The sequence below is a fragment of the Streptomyces sp. NPDC004435 genome (assembly GCF_042873895.1).
Classification (GTDB): Bacteria; Actinomycetota; Actinomycetes; order Streptomycetales; family Streptomycetaceae; genus Streptomyces.
Map to the genome: position 1 here is coordinate 1 of NZ_JBIAMB010000018.1, position 13,954 is coordinate 13,954.

General features: G+C 72.4%; 13 protein-coding genes and 1 pseudogene. 6 read left to right on the forward strand and 8 right to left on the reverse strand.

The window, feature by feature from the left end; translation table 11 throughout:
• Positions 1 to 263: pseudogene (locus ACFYT9_RS28550) on the reverse strand (iron-siderophore ABC transporter substrate-binding protein); the annotation flags it as partial.
• 118 nt (positions 264 to 381) lie between these two features.
• Positions 382 to 1,734, reverse strand: coding sequence for a lysine N(6)-hydroxylase/L-ornithine N(5)-oxygenase family protein (locus ACFYT9_RS28555; protein ID WP_376605128.1), 1,353 nt, complete (start codon positions 1,732 to 1,734; stop codon positions 382 to 384).
• 254 nt (positions 1,735 to 1,988) lie between these two features.
• On the opposite strand from ACFYT9_RS28555, the gene ACFYT9_RS28560 reads away from it, so the two are divergent.
• Both ACFYT9_RS28560 and ACFYT9_RS28565 read left to right on the forward strand, forming a co-directional pair.
• Positions 1,989 to 2,936 (forward strand): methionyl-tRNA formyltransferase, encoded by a 948-nt coding sequence (locus ACFYT9_RS28560; RefSeq protein WP_376605126.1) that lies wholly within the window; start codon positions 1,989 to 1,991, stop codon positions 2,934 to 2,936.
• A 121-nt stretch (positions 2,937 to 3,057) separates the two neighbouring features.
• Entirely contained in the window at positions 3,058 to 4,104 is a 1,047-nt protein-coding gene (locus tag ACFYT9_RS28565) for a winged helix DNA-binding protein (protein ID WP_389168534.1), read from the forward strand.
• A 61-nt stretch (positions 4,105 to 4,165) separates the two neighbouring features.
• On the opposite strand, the gene ACFYT9_RS28570 is transcribed toward ACFYT9_RS28565, so the two are convergent.
• The 5 genes from ACFYT9_RS28570 to ACFYT9_RS28590 form a co-directional block, all read right to left on the reverse strand.
• Positions 4,166 to 6,037 carry an SIP domain-containing protein gene (locus tag ACFYT9_RS28570; RefSeq protein ID WP_389168536.1) on the reverse strand — a complete coding sequence of 624 codons (1,872 nt, stop codon included), beginning with the start codon at positions 6,035 to 6,037 and terminating at the stop codon, positions 4,166 to 4,168.
• Positions 6,038 to 6,174: 137 nt separating this feature from the next.
• Positions 6,175 to 7,233: an ABC transporter substrate-binding protein gene (locus ACFYT9_RS28575; RefSeq protein WP_387274542.1), complete on the reverse strand. Its 1,059-nt coding sequence runs from the start codon at positions 7,231 to 7,233 to the stop codon at positions 6,175 to 6,177.
• 2 nt (positions 7,234 to 7,235) lie between these two features.
• Positions 7,236 to 8,084, reverse strand: coding sequence for an ABC transporter ATP-binding protein (locus tag ACFYT9_RS28580; RefSeq protein WP_376604094.1), 849 nt, complete (start codon positions 8,082 to 8,084; stop codon positions 7,236 to 7,238).
• Positions 8,081 to 9,157: a FecCD family ABC transporter permease gene (locus tag ACFYT9_RS28585; protein WP_387274540.1), complete on the reverse strand. Its 1,077-nt coding sequence runs from the start codon at positions 9,155 to 9,157 to the stop codon at positions 8,081 to 8,083. Before ACFYT9_RS28585 ends, ACFYT9_RS28580 begins: the two co-directional genes overlap by 4 nt.
• A complete protein-coding gene (locus ACFYT9_RS28590) occupies positions 9,157 to 10,227 on the reverse strand; it encodes a FecCD family ABC transporter permease (protein WP_389168538.1) in 1,071 nt (356 codons plus the stop codon). The genes ACFYT9_RS28585 and ACFYT9_RS28590 overlap by 1 nt, the downstream gene beginning before the upstream one ends.
• Positions 10,228 to 10,365: 138 nt before the next feature.
• Between ACFYT9_RS28590 and ACFYT9_RS28595 the strand changes: the two genes are divergently transcribed.
• Together ACFYT9_RS28595 and ACFYT9_RS28600 are read left to right on the forward strand one after the other, a co-directional pair.
• The gene (locus tag ACFYT9_RS28595; protein ID WP_387274535.1) at positions 10,366 to 11,166 is read left to right on the forward strand and encodes an AraC family transcriptional regulator; all 801 of its coding nucleotides are present in this window, start codon (positions 10,366 to 10,368) and stop codon (positions 11,164 to 11,166) included.
• Between the two features lie 152 nt (positions 11,167 to 11,318).
• Complete coding sequence (locus tag ACFYT9_RS28600; protein WP_053642930.1) at positions 11,319 to 11,528, forward strand: MbtH family protein; 210 nt, start codon at positions 11,319 to 11,321, stop codon at positions 11,526 to 11,528.
• 84 nt (positions 11,529 to 11,612) lie between these two features.
• Here the strand turns inward: ACFYT9_RS28600 and ACFYT9_RS28605 are convergent, their stop codons facing one another.
• Positions 11,613 to 12,119: a GNAT family N-acetyltransferase gene (locus tag ACFYT9_RS28605; RefSeq protein WP_387274533.1), complete on the reverse strand. Its 507-nt coding sequence runs from the start codon at positions 12,117 to 12,119 to the stop codon at positions 11,613 to 11,615.
• A gap of 133 nt (positions 12,120 to 12,252) precedes the next feature.
• Between ACFYT9_RS28605 and ACFYT9_RS28610 the strand changes: the two genes are divergently transcribed.
• The gene (locus ACFYT9_RS28610) at positions 12,253 to 12,522 is read left to right on the forward strand and encodes a phosphopantetheine-binding protein (RefSeq protein WP_389168541.1); all 270 of its coding nucleotides are present in this window, start codon (positions 12,253 to 12,255) and stop codon (positions 12,520 to 12,522) included.
• On the forward strand, positions 12,509 to 13,852 hold the full coding sequence (entS, locus tag ACFYT9_RS28615; protein ID WP_389168543.1) for an enterobactin transporter EntS: 1,344 nt from the start codon (positions 12,509 to 12,511) through the stop codon (positions 13,850 to 13,852). The genes ACFYT9_RS28610 and entS overlap by 14 nt, the downstream gene beginning before the upstream one ends.
• The last annotated feature ends 102 nt before the right edge of the window (positions 13,853 to 13,954 follow it).

The following is a 13,954-nucleotide window of genomic DNA, read 5'->3' on the forward strand; positions in this document are numbered from 1 at the left end:
AGCACCGCGTCCTGGTCCGAAAGACCCAGCGTGACGACCCGCTTCGGCTCCTTGTCGATCGTCGTGCTGCCGTACTTGTGCTCCACCGTCACCGGGAAGGCGGACGGCGCTCCGCTGCTAGAGGTCGTGGCCTCGGGCTTCGACTCCGCCTTCTCCGTGCCGCCACCACAGGCCGACAGGGCGAGCGCGGCGACCGCGGCGACGGCCACGCGCGGCAGTCGTCCGGCGAACCGCCGTGGAGCGGGGCGCGTACCAGTGAACACAGATGGTCCTTTCGAGCGGTTCTCACGGTGCGTGCCCCGCCCGCCGGGTGCGACGGCGTCGCCCGGCGGGCGGGGCGGTGTGGGGGGGCGGCCGGGGCGTCGCCCCGGGGTGGGGGGTCTAGCGGGCCGAGCCGATGCCGTCCGCGACCGCCCGGGACTCGCCCGGCGCGGGCGTGCGCCCCCGGTCGAGGACGGAGTCGAGGATCTCGCCGACCCTGATCGCGGTGTTGGACAGCAGGGCGGACGTGATGCCGTGGGTGTGCTCGGTGCCGCCCTGGAGGTAGATGCCGCAGCGGAGTTCGGCGTCGGTGGTCAGCCGGTAGTCGCGCTCGACGCGGACGCGGCCCTCCTCGTCGCGCCGGCAGTGCTCGGCGACCGGGCCGAGCAGGCCGACGGGGTCGGCGGGGCTGTAGCCGGTGGCGTACACGACGACGTCGGCGTCGAGGAAGGTCTCCTCCCCGGTCACCAGGGAGGTGACGGCGGCGCGGACCTTCTTCCCGTCGTCCTCGACGCCGGTGAGGCGGGAGACGTTGATGAAGCGGAGGCGTTCGGTGCCGAGGACCTTCTCCTGGTACGCCTGGCGGTAGAGCTCGTCGATCAGGTCGATGTCGACGACCGAGTAGTTGGTGTTGCCGTGGTAGTCCATCAGCTTGCGCTTCACGTCGCCGGGCGCCGTGAAGTACTCGTCGACGGCGGCCGGGTCGAAGATGCGGTTGGCGAAGGCGCTGTCGTCCGCGGGGCTGTAGCCGTAGCGGGAGAAGACCGCGCACACCTCGGCCTCGGGGAAGCGGCGGTGGAGGTAGGCCACGTTCTCGGCGGCGCTCTGGCCGGCGCCGACGACCACGAAGCGCTCGGGGTTCGTGCCCTCCAGGGTGTCGACCTTGGTGAGGAGCTCGGAGTTGTGCCAGACGCGGTCCGTGCGCTCGACGCCCTCGGGCATGAGCGGGCGGAGCCCCGTGCCGATCACGAGGTTCCGGGCCCGGTGGACCACGGTCTCGCCGCCGGTCCTGGCGGTCACGTCGAGGTACTCGATGACGCCGTCGCGTACGACGGGTTCGATGGCGACGACCTCGTGGCCGTAGGAGACCATGTCGTCGACCTTGGCCGCCGCCCACTCGAAGTAGTCGTGGAACTCGACGCGGAGGGGGAAGAGGTTCTTGTGGTTGACGAAGTCGATCAGCCGGCCCCTGCTCTGGAGGTAGCAGAGGAAGCTGTACTCGCTCGTCGGATTCCGCAGCGTCACCAGGTCCTTGAGGAAGGAGACCTGCATGGTGGCGTCGTCGATCAGCATGCCGCGGTGCCAGCCGAAGCCGGCCTGCCGCTCGAAGAAGTGCGCGGTGACGGCCTCCTGCCTTCCGACGCGGGCGTTGTGCTCGCTGAGCGCTATCGCCATGGCCACATTGGACGGCCCGAAGCCGATGCCTATGAGGTCGTGGACCAGTGGGGCGTCGCCAGGAAGGCCCTGAGACATGTCACTCCCATCGTGCGGAACTGTTGCCTGTGAGGCGTGGGGCGAAAGGAACGCGACAGCGGCTCGATGTCATCCACAAGCCAGCCGCAACTTAGGTAAAGCTAACCTGACCTGCGTGGGGCTGTCGACAGGACAAATAGGGCACGCAACGATCAGGCCAGGCCAACTGGCTTGAACAGAGCGGAACTTGCATGCCTTAGGTAAGCCTTGCTTTACTTGGCGCGACCAGTCGTTTCACCGAGGAGGAAGCCCTTATGCGGGTCGTCATGTTCGGTTACCAGACGTGGGGTCACCGCACCCTCAAGGCCCTCCTGGAGTCCGAGCACGACGTCGTGATGGTGGTGACACACCCCAAGAGCGAGCACGCCTACGAGAAGATCTGGAGCGACTCGGTCGCCGACCTCGCCGAGGAGCACGGAGTACCCGTGGCGATCCGCAACCGGCCGGACGACGAGGAGCTGTTCGACCTCCTCAAGGCGGCGGACCCGGACATCATCGTGGCCAACAACTGGCGCACGTGGATCCCGCCGCACATCTACGGGCTGCCGCGCCACGGCACGCTCAACGTCCACGACTCGCTGCTGCCCAAGTACGCCGGCTTCTCGCCGCTCATCTGGGCGCTCATCAACGGCGAGTCCGAAGTGGGCGTCACGGCCCACATGATGGACGAGGTGCTCGACGCCGGCGACATCGTGGACCAGCGCGCGGTCACCGTGGAACCGACCGACACGACCACCGACCTGTTCCACAAGACGGTCGACCTGATCGCCCCGGTGACGATCGGCGCACTCGCCCGGATCGCCGCCGGGGAGACCGAGTTCACCCGGCAGGACCGCTCGCAGGCCAGCTTCTTCCACAAGCGGGCGGAGGAGGACATCCGCATCGACTGGGGCTGGCCGGCCGACCGCCTGGAGCGCCTGGTGCGCGCGCAGTCCGCGCCGTACCCCAGCGCCTTCACCTTCCACAGGGGCAAGCGCCTGGAGATCCTCTCCGCCGTCGTGTCGGAGGGCCGCTACGGCGGCACCCCGGGCCGCATCTTCTACCGCGAGGGGGCCGGCGTCGTGATCGTCGCCGGCTCCGACGCCTACACCGGACGCAACCACGGTCTCGCCGTCACGCGGGTCCGGACGGAGGACGGGCGCGAGCTGCCCGCCACCGAGTACTTCACCTCCATGGGCGGCTACCTCACCGGCCGCCCCTGAGGACCGGGGCCCTCGGGCCCCGCATCCCCGTCGCCCCTCAGACGGTCCTGAGGGGCGACGGTTTTTATGACCACATGAGTAGGTTAGGTACACCTCACTCGACGGTGAGCAAGGGGAGCTCATGGAACAACCGGCCGTCTCCGGCATCGCGCACGACGCCTCCGGAGCCGCATTCGCCGTCGTCGGCATCTCCAGTGTGCCGACGACCGACTGGGCCCAGGTCTTCCGGGCCCTGGCGAACACCGATCTGACGATCCAGGGCGTCGCCCTGCCCGGCACCGCGCACCACGCCTCCGCGGCGGACCCGGCGAGCGCTCCCCGAGGGCCCGTCGCCGGGCCCTCGGGACCACCTCGGCTGAGCACGACACCTCCCAGCGTCCTGAATCTCAACGCGTACCTCCTCTACGCACTCGGCAAGGCCGCCCGCCGCCGGCTCACCGAGCGTCTCGCCGCGCACAACCTGCGGTTGTGGCACCTGACCGTGATGGCGCTCGTCGCCGACCTGGGCCCGCAGATGAAGACCGTCCTCGCCGCCCGGCTCGACATGAACTCCAGCGACCTCGTGAAGATCGTCAACGATCTGGTGCGGACCGGCCACGTCGACTGCGCCCGGGACCCGGCCAACCGGCGCCGGGTCCTCGTCCGCCTGACCCCCGAGGGCCGGGCCTGGCTGGCCCGTCTCAACGCGGAGATCGCCGCGACGGACGACGAGGTCCTCGCCCCGCTGAACGAGGAGGAGCGGACCCAGCTCGCCTCGCTGCTCCGACGGGTCCACCGGCACCTCGAACCGAGCCCGGCGGGCGTGGTCCACGACCCGCCGCTGGACGTGGAGATCCTGGCCGGCGGCTCCGACGAGGACGGCCGCATCGACTGGACGCACTCCGCGCAGGAGTTGGCCCTTTTCGTCGAGTCCCGGCGCCCGCTGCTCCCGACCGCCTTCACCCACCACGCCGGCCGGCGGCTCGACGTCCTCGCGGCGACGGTCTCCCAGGGCCTCTACTCCGGCGAGCCGGGCCTCATCCTGAGGACCGGGGACGAGGGCGTGGTCGTCGTCGCCGGAGCGGATCACGGCGGCGCCGGACGGCCCGGTCTCGTGCTGCGCCAGGTGCGGGCCGAAGGGGACGGCGAGTCCCGCGCCGAGGAGTACTTCGGCGCGGGACGGGTGTGACGGAGGAAGCGGACGCGGAAGCGGGCCGGACCGGCGGTGTGCCGGTCCGGCCCTCCGGCACTCAGGCGCCGCGGCGCACGAGCGTCCAGAGGCGGTGGTCCCAGCCCACGTCGGCGCGGGAGAGCACCGTCAGACCCGCGCTCCCGGCCAGGGCCTCGATCGCCTCCGCGTCACGCACCCCGGAGCCGAACGCGCACTTGAGGCGCAGGTGGTTCAGCGCCTCCTCCATGTCCTCGGGGTCGCCGGTCGCGATCTGCTCGACCAGGAGCAGCGTGCCGTCCGGCGCGAGGGCTCCGGCCGCCTCCGACAGGGTGTGCGCCGCGTCCTCGTCGGCCTGCCACTCCAGCTGACGCGACATCAGCAGCGTGCGCGTGCCCGCCGGTACGGCTCCGGACCCGGCGACCAGGTCGATCCGGGGCAGCAGCTCCGCGTCGAGGATCGCCTCCCGCAGCACCCGGAGCACCGAGGGCATCGCGAGGATCCGCGCCCGCAGTTCCGGGTGCTCCTTGACCAGGGTCTCGACGACCGTGGCGACGCCGTGGCCGGTGGCGGTCAGCTCGGTGACGGCCGACCAGCCGTGGGCGCGCAGCACGCCGGGGGCGATCCAGCGGGCCTCGTCCTCGACGGCGGCGCGCGCGGTGTCGGCGATCCGGGACTCCCGGGCCAGTTCCTCGGTCAGGGTGCGGCCCGCGAGGGTGCGGTAGCCGGCCCGGCCGGTGCGTACGGTGTGGAGCAGGCCGGAGAGGGAGGCGTCGAGCGCGGCCTGGGCGCCCTCCAGGTGGTACTCCTCCGCCGAGTGGTCGTCCTCGACCAGCTCCTCGCTGATCGGGGTGAGGCTGTAGTGGCCCTCGCCGTCGGTGGCGAGCAGTTCGATCCCGACGAGGTAGTCGAGGAGGGCCCGGAGGGTGGACGGGTCGGCCTCGGCCCTGCGGGCCAGTTCGTCGGCGTGCCGCACGCCGCGGTCGACCAGGTCGAAGACGCCGAGGGTGACGGCGGTCCGGATGGCGTACGGGGGTGCCAGGTCGGTCAGCTGGTGCAGCCGCTCGTGCGCGTCGTCCTCGTCGTCCTCCACCGCCGGGACGGCGTCGGCGGGCACGTCCTCGGCCGGGGCCTCGGCGGAGACGGCGGGCGCGGTGCGGCGCCAGTACCCGGTGATGTGCGTCTGCTCGCGCGGGACCTGACGCTCCGTCGCCAGGTGGCGGCGGATTCCCTTGAGGGTGACGGCCTCGCCCGCGACCCAGGCGAAGACGGTGCCGGGCAGCCACTCGGCGGTGCGCAGGGCCTGCTCCAGGAGGTCGGTGGTGCCGGCCGGGGCGCCCTTCCGGGAGAGCCAGACGATCTCGGCGTCGGCCTCGGTGGGCAGCTCCTGGCGGTGGCTGTCGTCGCCGACCTCGATGAAGACGCGGGCCTTGGTGCCCGACGGCATCTCGGCGAGCCAGCGGCCGATGGCGGGCAGGGCGGTCTCGTCGCCGACGACGAGGATCCAGTCGGCTCCCTCGGGGTGGCTGTGGGACATCTTCGGTCCCGCGATCCAGGCGCTGTCGCCGGGGACGGCGTTCTCGGCCCAGGTGGAGGCGATGCCGCCGTCGTGGCGGACGAAGTCGAAGTCGATCTCGCCCTGGTCGGGGTCGTGGCGGACCGGGGTGTAGTCCTTGGCGACGGGCCGCCCGTCCGACCAGTCGAGGCTGCTCACCTGCTGCCGGGGCAGGACGAGGCGCCCGGTCTCGTCGGCGAAGAAGAACTTCACGTGGTCGTCGAAGCCCTCGGTGCGCAGGGCGGGCAGTTCCAGGCCGTCCTTGACGAAGGCGTCGAGCTGCGGCCCGCCGAGGGTGAGGCGGCGCATCCCGGGGGTGATGTTCTCGGCGCGCAGGACGGTCAGCTCGCGCAGCACGATGGGGAAGGTGACGACCGAGCGGGGGCTGCGGGTGGGCATGGGTACTGCTCCTTCGTGCGCGGCGCCGGGCGGGCGCCGCGGGACGGACCTGCGGGCCGGGCGGACCGGTGGCGCGGTGCGCCCGGCCCGCCCGGCCCGTGAGGGTGGCGGTGGTTGCTCCCCGAAGGGAGCGGGGGTCACTTGCCGGCGACGGCCCCGGCGAGGATCGGCGTCAGCTTCTCGACGATCCAGGGGGCGCTGAGGGCGTCCGGGTAGGCGACGGCGGAGGAGAGGGTGTTCTCCGAGGGGATGACCGCGTAGTGCTTGCCCTTGACGACCTTGAGGGACTGGAAGAGCTTGTTGCTCTCCAGTTCCTTGGCGCTGAGCAGGCCGTTGTCACCGAAGGGGTAGGTCATGAGGAGGACGTCGGCCTCCAGCTCGTCCAGCTTCTCCAGGCTGACGGCGTTCTTGTCGGCCGTGTAGGTCTTGGCCTTGTCCGTCTTCTTGAAGCCGAGCTGCTCGAAGACGCCCGGGTCCTGGTCGGCGTAGGACATGAAGGTGATCTGCTCGGGGTGGACGACCGCGTAGGTGTACGTCTTGCCCTTGAACTCGGGGTGCGCGGCGGCCGCGTCGGCGGTGGCCTTCTCGTTGGCGGCGATGACCTTCTCGGCCTCGGCACTCATGCCGAGCGCCTTGGCGGCGGTCTTCAGGCGCTCCTGCCAGGTGAGGGTGTCGGAGTGCGCCTTGTCGGAGAAGGTGACGACCGGGGCGATCGGCGCGAGCTTGGCGTAGTCGGCGTCCATCGACCAGGTGTTCATGCCGAGGATGACGTCCGGGGCCTCGGCGGCGATGGCCTCGTAGTCGGTGCCGTCGGTGTCGTCGTACGTCTTGAGCTTGCCGGCGCCGAGCTTGTCGATGGCGCGCTGCTTGTACTCGGGGACGGGGCCGCCGTCCTCGGCGTCCGGGGTGATGACCGGGACGAGGCCGAGGGCGAGGGCGATGTCGGTGTCGCCGTCGGAGACGGTGGCGACCTTGAGCGGCTTCTTCTCGACCTCCGTCTTGCCCCAGGCGTTGGGGAGGGTGACGGGGAAGGCGGCCTCGGCGGCGGGCGCGGTCGCGCCGTCGGAGGGCTTCGCGCCGTCGGTCTTCGCCTCGTCCTTGCCGCCGCAGCCGACGAGGAGGGCGCCGCACGCGGCGGCGGCGAGGAGGGTACGGGCGGCGGAGCGCCGGGCGAGCGGTCTGGCAAGGCGGTTCATGGTCAGTTCTCCTGCGGGTGGTGACGGCGGCCGAGGGGGAAGATCTGCGGCCGTGCGGTGAGGGGGTGGGGTACGACGAGGCAGCGGAGGCCGAAGACCTCGGCCACGGTGCTCTCGTCGAGGACCTCGTCGGGCGGGCCCTGCCGGATGACGCGTCCGTCGCGCATGGCGACGATCGTCGAGGCGTACAGGGCTGCCTGGTTGAGGTCGTGGGAGACGAGCACGATGGTCTTGCCCGTCTGTTCGTTGAGGTCTGCGAGGAGGTCCATGACCTCGATCTGGTGCGCGACGTCCAGGTAGGTGGTGGGTTCGTCGAGCAGCAGGGTGGGGGTGTCCTGGGCGAGGGCGAGGGCGATCCACACGCGCTGGCGCTGGCCGCCGGAGAGCTGGTCGACCGGGCGGTCGACGAGCTCGGCGGTTCCGGTGGCCAGGAGCGCCTCGGCGATGATCACGTCCTCGTGCGCGTCGCGGCGGCGGCCGAACTGGCGGTGCGGGTGGCGGCCGCGCCAGACGAGGTCGCCGACGGTGATGGACTCCGGGGCGACCGGCGACTGCGGCAGGACGCCGAGCCGGCGCGCCACCTCGCGGGTGGGGAGGCGGTGGATGTCGGAGCCTTCGAGGAGGACCGATCCGGCGGCCAGCGGCAGGAGGCGGGCGATGGACTTGAGGAGGGTGGACTTGCCGCAGGCGTTGGGGCCGACGAGCGCGGTGATCCTGCCCTTCTCGATCTGGAGGTCCAGACCCTCGATGACGGGCGTCCTGCCGTACCCGGCGCTGATGCCGCGGGCTTCGAGCTGGTGGGGAGCGGTGGCTTCCGGGCTCTCGGTCTGCGGGGTCACGGTGTGGGTCACGAGGCTCCCTGCCTGCGTCGAAGGATCAGCCAGACGAAGTAGGGGGCGCCGAGCAGCGCGGTGAGCACACCGGTGGGCACCGGGCTGATCACCGGTGCGTGCTGGGCGAGGACGTCGGCGCCGAGGACGATGACGGCGCCGATCGCCGGGGCGAGGAGCGTGGAGCGCTCGGATCCCACCAGTCGGACGGCGATGGGGCCGCTGACGAGGGAGACGAAGCCGATGGGTCCGACGACGCTGGTGGCGAGGGCCGCGGCGGCGGCGCCGACGAGCAGGACGCCGACGCGGGAGGCGGTCACCCGGGTGCCGAGGCCGGCGGCGAAGCCGTCGCCCAGGGTGAGGGTGGCGAGGGGCCGGGCGAGGAGGAGGGCGGCGAGCGCGCAGGCGGCGAAGCCGACGGCGAGGGTGGTGACGCCGTCCCAGTCCGCGTCGTTGGTGGTGCCGACCGTCCAGCGCAGGGCGATGGCGAGGCTCTGCTGGTCGGCCACGAGGAAGAGGTAGTTCGTGTAGGCGGTGCAGACCGCGCTGAGCCCGATGCCGACGAGCACGAGGCGGTACGTGTCGACCCCGCCGCGCCAGCTGAGCGCCTGGACGGCGGCGACGAGGACGAACGAGCCGATGACGGCGGCGACGGGGACGCCGAGGGTGAAGGCGGCGGGCGCGTAGAGCAGCGCGGTCGCGGCGCCGGCTCCGGCTCCGGCGGAGATGCCGACGATGTCGGGGGTGGCGAGCGGGTTCCGGATCAGCCGCTGGTAGAGCGAGCCGGCCAGGCCGAAGAGGGCTCCGGCGAGGAGGGCGGAGAGCGCCCTCGGCATCCGCAGCTGGAAGATCATGTAGTCGGCGAGGCCGTCCCGCAGTCCGAAGGCGGCGGGGAGGACGTCGGCGGGGTCGAGCCGGCCGATGCCGCCGAGCAGCACGGAGGCGGTGGTGAGTCCGAGGAGCGCGACGGTGAGCACGGAGGCGGTCACCGTGGCGCGGCGGTCGCGGGCGCGGCGGTCGGTGCGCAGGCGCGCGACGACGGCGTGCGTGGTCGGGGAGTCCGGCTTCGGGGGCCGGAGGTCGAGTGAGGTCATCACATCCGCACCAGGTCGCGTCGGCGGGCGAGCCAGACGAAGAAGGGCGTGCCGATGATGGCCGTCATGAGGCCCACCTGGACCTCGCCGTGGTCGAGGACGAGCCGGCCGGCGGTGTCGGCGCCGGTCAGGAGGACGGCGCCGACCGCCATGGAGATCGGCAGCGACCAGCGGTGGTCCGGTCCGACGAGGAGCCGTGCGCAGTGGGCGGCGACCAGTCCGACGAAGGCGACGGGGCCGACGGCCGCGGTGGCGGCGGCACAGAGCAGGACGGCGACGGCGGCGGCGGTGAGGCGGGCGCGTTCGACCCGGACGCCGAGGGCGCGGGCGGTGTCGTCGCCGAGGCCGAGGATGTTGAGGGTGCGGCCGAGGGGCAGCGCGAGGAGGAGTCCGACGAGGACGAAGGGCAGGAGCTGGCTCAGGACCTCCGCGCGGCCGGTGAGCTGACCGACCGACCAGAAGCGCAGGTGGAAGAAGGCCTCCTTGTCGCGGACGACGAGGAGGGTGATGAGGGAGGACATCACCGCGGCGAGGGCGACGCCGGCGAGGACGAGGCCGACGGCCGAACTCCCCGCGTCGGTGCGCGTCCCGATGAGGTAGACAAGGGTGGCGGTGACGGAGGCGCCCAGGAGGGCGAGCCAGAAGTAGTCGCCGGTGTCGGTGACACCGAGGAGCATGATGCCGAGGACGACGAACATCGAGGCGCCCTGTTCGACGCCGAGGATGCCGGGGTCCGCGAGGGGGTTGGCGGTGAGGGCCTGCATGACGAGACCGGCGGCGCCGAGCGCCGCGCCGACGGCGAGGCCGAGGAAGGTGCGGGGGATGCGCTCGGTCCACAGGACGTGCGTGTCGAAGGCCTGTTCACCGGGGTTGAGCAGGATGCGGACGACCTCCAGGGGGGAGATGTCCCGGGCGCCGAGTCCGATGCTCGCGACGAGGGTCGCGAGGACCGCGGCGACGGCGAGGACGGACACGATCGTGCCCCGCGAGGTCCGGGTGCGGGCCGGGGGGTCACCCGGCGGTATGTCCTGCACCGGGGGTTTCACCACCGATAGGGGCGGTTGCGTCATGTGGCGTCCTTGTTCTCACTGCTCGTACGGCTACTTAGGTTACCCTTGCCTAACCTTCGAGGATCCAACTCGGAGGCCGACCGATCACACCGAGGGGTCGCGGGCCGACCGCCTCTCAGACACCGGGGGGTGGCCCGCATGACCGACCGCACGACGGGCGCGACGGACGAGATCGCCATCACGGCGACGGGCCATCCGACGCATACGCACGACTACCACCAGCTGCTTTACGCGCCGCTGGGGCGGATCACCGTCACCACGCCGGACGGCGAGCACGAGCTGGCCTCCCCCATGGCGCTGTGGCTCCCGGCCGGCACGCCGCACAGCGCCGCGTTCGATTCCGGATCCCTGGTCCTGACCGAGTCGTTCACCCCCGCGCTGCACGACCTGCCGTTCACCCGGACCACCCTGATCCGGCTCGACGAGACCGCCCTGCGCCACCTGCTCGCCCGCACCCGCGGCGGCGGATCGGAGGTCGACGACGACGCCATGTTCGCGGTGCTGACCTGCGCCAGGACCGACGGCGACGCCCGGCTTCCGCTGCCCCGCCCCACCAGCGAGGCGGCCCGCACCGTCGCGGGAACCCTGCTCCGCAGACCCGACGACCAGCGCACCGCGACGGAATGGGCCGAGAGCCTCTACGTGAGCGCGACCAGCCTGCGCCGGGCCTTCCGCGCCGAGACCGGGATCGCCTTCTCCGAGTGGCGGACCCGGGTCCGCCTCAACCACTCGCTCGCGCTGCTCAGCCGGGGGCATCAGGTCGGCGCGGTCGCCGCCAAGGTCGGATTCACGAGCACGAACGGTTACATCCTGGCGTTCAGGCGACACTTCGGGCGTACCCCGGGTGTCTGGATCAAGGAGCACGAAGGGCACCCCTCCGGACCTTCCCGGCGGGTTCCGGGCGTCCCCTCCGCGCGAAAGTCGGCCACCAGGGGGTGACTTGACAGTCACCGCACCCTAGGTGATTTTAGGTAAGCCTTACCTAAACGCCCAGCTCCTGGGCGCCCCCCCATTGACCCGACCCCCCACGGCCCCCGAGCCCCGCCCCGCAGGGCGCGGCAGGCGGGCCGCCCCGGCGCGAGGAGAGACCCATGACCGCGACCAACCCCTTCGAGGACGACGACGCCCGCTACTACGTGCTCGTCAACGCCGAGAACCAGCACTCGCTCTGGCCGGCCTTCGCGGAAGTCCCGGACGGCTGGACCGTGGTGCACGGCGAGGACTCCCGGCAGGGCTGTGCCGCGTACACCGAGGAGCACTGGACGGACCTGCGTCCGGCCAGCCTCGCCGCCCGCTCCTGAGCCGGACTCCCGTCCGGCGCGAGCCGGGCGCCCGCTCCCGGGCGCCGTCGCGCGCCGGACGGGAGCGGGCCGCGCGCGGCCGCCTCACGCCAGGACGCGGGTGAGGATCCGGGAGCCGCGCGCGGGGTCGAGGGCCGCCCGCCACGCGGGCGGCGCCTCCTCCTCGCGGCCGGCGGCGAATCCGTGCCGCAGGAACAGCAGCCCGCTGCCGACGGTCGCCGCGAAGACCCGGGCCGCGCCCCGCGCGCCCGCCTCGCGGAGCACGGCGTCGAGCAGCGCGGAGCCGATGCCCCGACCCTGATGCCCGGGCGCCACGCAGAAGTTGTAGAGCACGACCGCCACCCGGCCCCGCGCGTCCGCGCAGGGCCGGAGTCCCACACAGCCCACCAGACCTTCGGCACCCGCTTCCACGACCAGGAAGTCCGCCGCGCGGAGGGCCAGTTCGTCGAGCGTCCGGTCGCGCAGGGCACCCTCGCGCACGAACGGCCGCGACAGCCGGTGGACCGCGCCGGCATCCCCGGACCCGGCCGCCCTGACCTCGACGAGGGGCAGCGGGGGGTGCTGCTCCGGGCGGGACAGTGCAGTGTTCAACGTCTTCTCGCTCTCTGGACAACTGACGGATCGCCGTGAGTTCGCGGCTCGCGTTTGACTGCACGATAGCTACTTAGGTAAGCCTTACCTAACCAACCTTCATCCATCGGATCGGGAAGACGAGGACCCACCCATGGCCGACACGGCCGGACAGCAGACCTTCGCCCTGGAGCGGCTCACGCGTGACGTCGCCGACGTGCTCTACGTCGACGCCGAGGAGGTCGACCCGGACGAGAGCCTGCTCGACCAGGGCCTCGACTCGATCCGGCTCATGGCCCTGGTCGAGACCTGGCGGGCGGACGGCGCCGTGATCGGTTTCGTCGAACTCGCCGAGCGCCCCACCCTCACCGAGTGGGCCGCCCTCCTCGCGCAGCCGTCGGGAGCGTCCCGTGCGAGCCGGTGACCTCCTCATCGACATCAGCCCGCTGCGGGCCAGCCGCGACTTCCGGGCGATCTTCATCGCCCGGATCGTGTCCCTCTTCGGTCTCGGCATGGCCATGGTGGCGCTGGCCAAGCAGGTCTACGACCTGACGGGCTCCACCTTCGGAGTCGCCGTCTCCAGCATGATCATGAGCGTCACCGTCCTGCTCGGCTCCCTCTGGGGCGGCTGGGCGGCCGACCGCATGGACCGGCGGAAGCTGATCCTGTGGGGCCGCTCCTCCGCCGCCCTCGCCTTCGCCGGCCTCGCGGTCAACGCCTTCCTGACCGACCCTCAGCTGTGGACGGTCTACCTGTTCGTCGCCCTGGACGGACTCGCCACCGGCGTCAGCGTCACCGCCCTCATGGCCGTCGCCCCGACCCTGGTCCGGCCCGACCAACTGCCCGCAGCCGGCGCCCTGATCTCCCTCACCGGCGAACTCGGCTCGATCGCCGCCCCCTTCCTCGGCGGCGTGGTGCTCGCCCTGACCGGCGGCCCCGGACCGGTCTACGCCTTCACCGCCGTCACCACCGGCGTCACGACCCTGCTGCTCCTCAGGCTGCGCCCGCTGCCCCCGGTCAGGGACGACGACGAGGACGAGGACGGCGCCGGGGACTCCGGCTCGCCGCTCGCCGCCTTCCGGTTCGCCGTCCGCAACCGCGTCGTCGGCGGCCTGCTCGCCCTCGGCGGGATCAACGCGCTCTTCAGCATGCCGGTCGTCGTCTTCCCCGAGCTGGTGGACAAGCGGTTCGGCGGCGGCGAGATGATGCTCGGCCTGCTGTACACCGCCCCGGCCGTGGGCGCGATCCTCGTCTCCGCCACCAGCGGCTGGATCGCCCGCGTCGCCCGTCCCGGACGCCTGCTGCTCACCGCCGCCTTCACCGGCGGTCTGGCCATCCTCGGCTTCGGCCTCAGCGGCAGCCCCGCGCTCGCCTTCGCGATGCTGGCCGTGGGCGGCGCCGCCGGCACGGTGTACGAGATCCTCGAGTACGCCCTCGTCCAGCACAACACCCCGGACCGGCTGCGCGGCCGCATGGTCAGCGTCCTCACCGCCCAGGGCACCACCGGCGGCATCGCGGGCGACGTCGAAGTCGCCTTGGTGGCCAAGTGGTTCAGCCCGGCCGGCGCCGCCGTCGTGAACGGCGTGGTGTGCACGGCCGCGGCCGTGGTCGTCGCCCTCACGGTCCCCGGACTGCGGCACGCGACCCTCCCCGAGGAGGAGCCCGAGGACGACGGTCCGCCCGGGGACGACGGCCTCGTGAAGACGCCCGCCACCGCCGAGCGGATCGACGCCGCGGGCCCGGCCGGCGGCTGACCCCGCCTCCACGGGGTGCCGCCGTCGCCGCCCCTCCCTCCCCCGCCCCCACTCTCTCCGTCCCGTCCCGCGTCCGGCCCCCGGCCGCCGCGGGTGAACCCT